The sequence below is a fragment of the Pseudomonas fontis genome, from assembly GCF_028656955.1.
Classification (GTDB): Bacteria; Pseudomonadota; Gammaproteobacteria; order Pseudomonadales; family Pseudomonadaceae; genus Aquipseudomonas; species Aquipseudomonas fontis.
Genome location: NZ_JAMDGY010000140.1, coordinates 1 through 4,415, shown reverse-complemented (window position 1 = coordinate 4,415; position 4,415 = coordinate 1). Strand labels below are relative to the sequence as shown.

Sequence of the window (4,415 nt, the reverse complement as noted above, 5' to 3'; positions counted from 1 at the left end):
GTTTTGACACACTCTGGGCCATAAGCGGACGTTCCCAAGCGGTCACTGACGGCCAGCAACGGACAGTGGACAGACTGATGGCGAAACAGTCGCTTCAGGTTTTTATCTAGGAATATGAACCCATGTCATCGCCGCTGCAACTCTACAAGTACGAGCGCTTTACCGCACAGTCGCTTCAGAACCTGAAGGACCAATTAATCTATTTCGGTTCCCCGCTCGCTTTCAATGACCCTTACGACTGCGCGCTTTCACCGCGCATCAAGGAGCCAACAGACGCCGATGTTGAAAAACTGCGAAGCCATTACTTAGCGAAACCCGAAATCGAAAATGGAATTCGGCGAGAGTTCGAAAAGGCATCTCCTGCTGTGCTTCGGGATATGCTCCTTCGCATAGGACAAAAAACCTTAGATGACATGATCAAAAGGTTTCTGTCACAACGTGGGGTCAGTTGCTTTTCAGAGAAAAAGGACAACTTGTTGATGTGGTCCCATTACGGGGATCATTGTAAAGGTTTTTGCCTGGAGTTTTCAACTATGGCCGATCCATTTCACAAGATTAAGAAGGTCCGCTACACACAAGACATGCCCATTCTCGACATCGTTCCGATACTATGCGGTGAAGACTCCGACCCTGTCTCTGATCTCTATTGTACCAAAGCGATTGATTGGGCTTATGAGCACGAGTGGCGTGCTATTCATAACCAAACTGGCACGGCGTATCGGTATCCTTCAGAAGCACTCACCGGCATCTACTTCGGCCCCGACATGCCCCTCACTGCGATTGAGATCATTGCGTTAGTTCTCGCAGGACAAAATGAACACGTCCAACTCTGGCAAGGTTCTCGTAGCAAGTTTAACTTCTCAGTTGAATTTCAACCCGTAAATTACATTTCACATCTGGAAGCAAAGCGGCTAGGACTGCTGGGGACAGCAGGTACTTAATCGGCCACTCAAATTGCACTCTCGATAAATGATATCTTCTGCCCATCCAGCATAGCAGGCTTCTTTCGGCCAAAAGAAGACGGTCGCAGAAGTGTGTTTTCGTCCAAAATTTGTCACTCCGGAAATTACCAAACCTTGGGGCGATTCTTGGGGGCTGCGAGCCAACTGAAGAGAATCGCATCACCATTGCCGGCGTGGAAGCGCAGGTAGTCTGAAAGTGGTCGGCTTACTGGATTGCGAACCGTAAATCCTCTCACCCCCTATCCGTCATGCGACCGGCTCAGGTGTATTACAATTTGCGACCTCAGAGCAACAAAAATATTTTCGTCAGCGTCTATTCATGTTCTCGTTAATATTGAGGCAAGCTTATCTTTTAAAGCTCTTGCTCGACCTTTAGGTATATATGAAACATTTAATCTTTGACACATCTCTTCGACTTCTGGCTTGTCGTGAACCGAATAGACTATAATTTTATTACCGTTAATCCCTTTCGTTCGAGCTTGCTGCGCTATAAATAGACCTCTGAATTCTTGAAATAGCTTCCCCCTTTGCTCCAATACGCTTTCAAACTCAGAAGAGGCGGGCACATTGAGATCAAAAATCAGTGCTGCATAGTCATCTACGCCGGCGCCCACTAGCTTTTTATTTGCATCATCTATCGAGGTTGAAAAATCTACGCTGAAACCTAGTGACTCGACATAGTCCTCTAGCCAATCCAAAAACATAGGTTCATCATCAAGAATTAGAATTTTTGCGCTCATTTTAAAAATCCATTTGGTATTCTGATTTCAAATTTCGTAATTCCAGAAGATGAATGACTCCCGTCAATCGTCCCCTGAAATGCATTCTCGATGATTAGCTTACAAATATGAAGCCCTAGGCCGGACCCGGAAGATGTTCTTTCTTTTGCACTTTTTGCTCGATATCCGATTGCGAAAATATCGTCTTCGTTAGAAAATGCCTCGCTTTGCCCTTCAAATGTTATGATCAGGTTGTCAGTTTTTTTCTGTATCCAGTTTTTTATTGTCAAAGTCGAGCCGGCCTTGCCATATTTAACTCCATTATCGATGAGATTCATGAAGACCTGCTTAAGTAAATTCGGATCACCCTTTACGCAGTTTTGAGTGTTTCTATCCTCTAGCTCTACCTTTATCTTACTATTCGTCCCTTGTTCTTGAAAGAACTGCGCAGATTCGATAATGGCCTGTGGTATAACAGTGGTTTTAATGGAGGAGTTCGAAATTGACTCAGTATTTCCCGATGCGTACTCTGCAAAATATGAAAGGTTTCTTATCAGCGAAATCGTATACTCTAGTTGCGCCCTAGCGCGTGCTAATCGCTGAGCCTTTTTATGCTCTGGAATTACATCACTTATTAAAGTGTCGAGTGTTCCAATCACGCCACTCATTGGATTTATTGCTTGGTGAGTAATATTTTGAATGAGGAATAAGGTTTCTTTGTTATCCATTTATACGGCCATTTTAATTATAGACAGGCTAATATTTTCAGCCCCCAGTTGAGCGCTAAAATTTGACAAACCTGAAAGCGCTTGGATGTGATTTTCTTCCGACTCAATTAAAGTTCTCGGCAATTCAATTGCCAAGTTAAGTTCTTGGTCTTGCGTGATTACTGGTGCCGCCTTAAAAATAAATACTAAGTATGAAAATAGCGCTCTAATAGAGAATCGATCATAATGCTTGACACATAACCCTGAATAATCTATCCATTCGAATTGATCTTCAGTTTTGTGAGTTCGAAAATAAAACTCATCTGAAACTTTTACATCTGACATCCTAGTCGATACCAGTTCGCTGATAGAATGAGCCAGCCATAGTTTTATTTCAGGTGTCGGCCCAGTGTCCGGCGAAAGAGTATTAGATATTTTGATAAGTAGTAAAATGGAGGGGTAAAATATATCGAGTTTAGATGCCGCCTCTGATTTCAGCCCATACTTCCTTGCGAGTTCGGGGTAAAGATTTAATTTCGCAGCAACCTCAACTGCGCCCCAGAATCTAATAGTTGGTTTTTTTCGTGTTTCATTCCAGGCTCTAACATGATCAACTGCTTGCGGCGTGAGGGAAGAGCTTGTTACGAATAAAAGCATATCAGCGCTTTGCGCTTCGGCATATGATATTTTATTCCACACTGTAGGCCAGTCAACAGAACCTGTATACCTTTTGCATTCAACATACCACTTTTGGCGTTGATACTGTCCGGATAAATCCGAAATAAAATAATCACCTTCAATGTCTCTTCCTACATCGCTTCCAGGAGTTCTCCATACTGTATTTCTCAATCCGAGCGTAGTAACAATATCAAATGTCATACTTTCAAATTGTCCTGGGAAAGACTTAATAAATTCAATGTTCCTCCTTGAAAATCCTAGTAGATCTTGGCAGTGACTTCATGACAGTACTCTAGCCTTCTGGAAACTGAAGCTGCTTCTAGCCAATTTCAGTCACTCCCAATGGGCTGTTAAGGCATCAAGCTTATTGATATTTAAGCATCAAAGGTTAAGCGGGCAAATCCAAAGTATATTCCTCTCCGGTTTTTATTTTTTCAAGTAGCTGTCGCAGCAAGTTAGAGTATCGATGCGCCTGAACCTCATTGCCGTTCATTACAGCACAATGGTATTTATTGTCGAACGATTTTATATCTACACCAGTAGTGTTCTTCAAAATCTCGAGCAGCTTATTCGCGTCGTGCCATCCTTTGAAACCCAAACTTACACCTAAAGTTGATGGTGTGTGTGGGAAGTTGACGTTGAAAGCTAGACCGTCAGAGGCGTCAGCTATTCCGTAAAGTTTAGCTAATGCTCCCTCTGACTCAGAGACGTTTGCAAGTACAGTGTAATCAACTTGAATGGGGTTTTTCGGAATGTCAGAACGCACTAGCTCATAGGTTCTTGCCAGTAGCGCACGCAGTAACTTTGGGTTGACGTTGTCAAGTGCTTGGTTAGCGCCAAAAGCCTTGTATACCCAGCTATAGTCATGTGCAACGATACTTTTTATACGTATGCTTTTATTCTCTGATACCGATATCAGACGTTCACGCCTAGGATATTCGGTGACTTCCTTGCTTGACCACTCTAAATGGTAAATATTTGGAATTAACGCGCCATTTTCGGAAAGAATCTCATCAATATCCGAAAGTATAGCTCTAATGTTTGGATCTTCGGCGCTGTAGCCAACAAAAATAAGAGGATGCTCCGCAAAAAAAGCAAGCATTTTGGCGCTTAGATACTTTTTCTTTTTCAGAAAGTTATCGTAGTCCTCTCGTGTGATGACTACACTCCTAGAATCCGAAGCACATCCATGTATCTTAAATATTTCACCTATGCTTGAATGATTTGCATAGAGAATTCGCTGTCCAATGATTGGAGCGTAGTCAGGGAAAACGCTCTCAAGTAAACAATCATAGTTGGTTGTGATTATTGAGTGAGGGTGAATTTTTTTGGCTATTCGGAATAGTGTG

5 protein-coding genes are annotated in these 4,415 nt (G+C 42.7%); 1 reads left to right on the top strand and 4 read right to left on the bottom strand.

From position 1 onward, the window contains the following. The first annotated feature begins 122 nt into the window (after window positions 1-122). On the top strand, window positions 123-941 hold the full coding sequence (locus M5G11_RS27095) for a DUF2971 domain-containing protein (RefSeq protein WP_273914081.1): 819 nt from the start codon (window positions 123-125) through the stop codon (window positions 939-941). Between the two features lie 338 nt (window positions 942-1,279). On the opposite strand, the gene M5G11_RS27090 is transcribed toward M5G11_RS27095, so the two are convergent. The 4 genes from M5G11_RS27090 to M5G11_RS27075 form a co-directional block, all read right to left on the bottom strand. Beyond that, entirely contained in the window at window positions 1,280-1,702 is a 423-nt protein-coding gene (locus M5G11_RS27090; protein WP_273914080.1) for a hypothetical protein, read from the bottom strand. Further along, window positions 1,699-2,409 carry a sensor histidine kinase gene (locus tag M5G11_RS27085; protein WP_273914079.1) on the bottom strand — a complete coding sequence of 237 codons (711 nt, stop codon included), beginning with the start codon at window positions 2,407-2,409 and terminating at the stop codon, window positions 1,699-1,701. The genes M5G11_RS27090 and M5G11_RS27085 overlap by 4 nt, the downstream gene beginning before the upstream one ends. Next, entirely contained in the window at window positions 2,410-3,297 is an 888-nt protein-coding gene (locus tag M5G11_RS27080; RefSeq protein WP_273914082.1) for a restriction endonuclease, read from the bottom strand. Between the two features lie 157 nt (window positions 3,298-3,454). After that, a partial coding sequence (locus M5G11_RS27075; RefSeq protein ID WP_273914078.1) for an SIR2 family NAD-dependent protein deacylase occupies window positions 3,455-4,415 on the bottom strand: 961 nt, incomplete at its 5' end.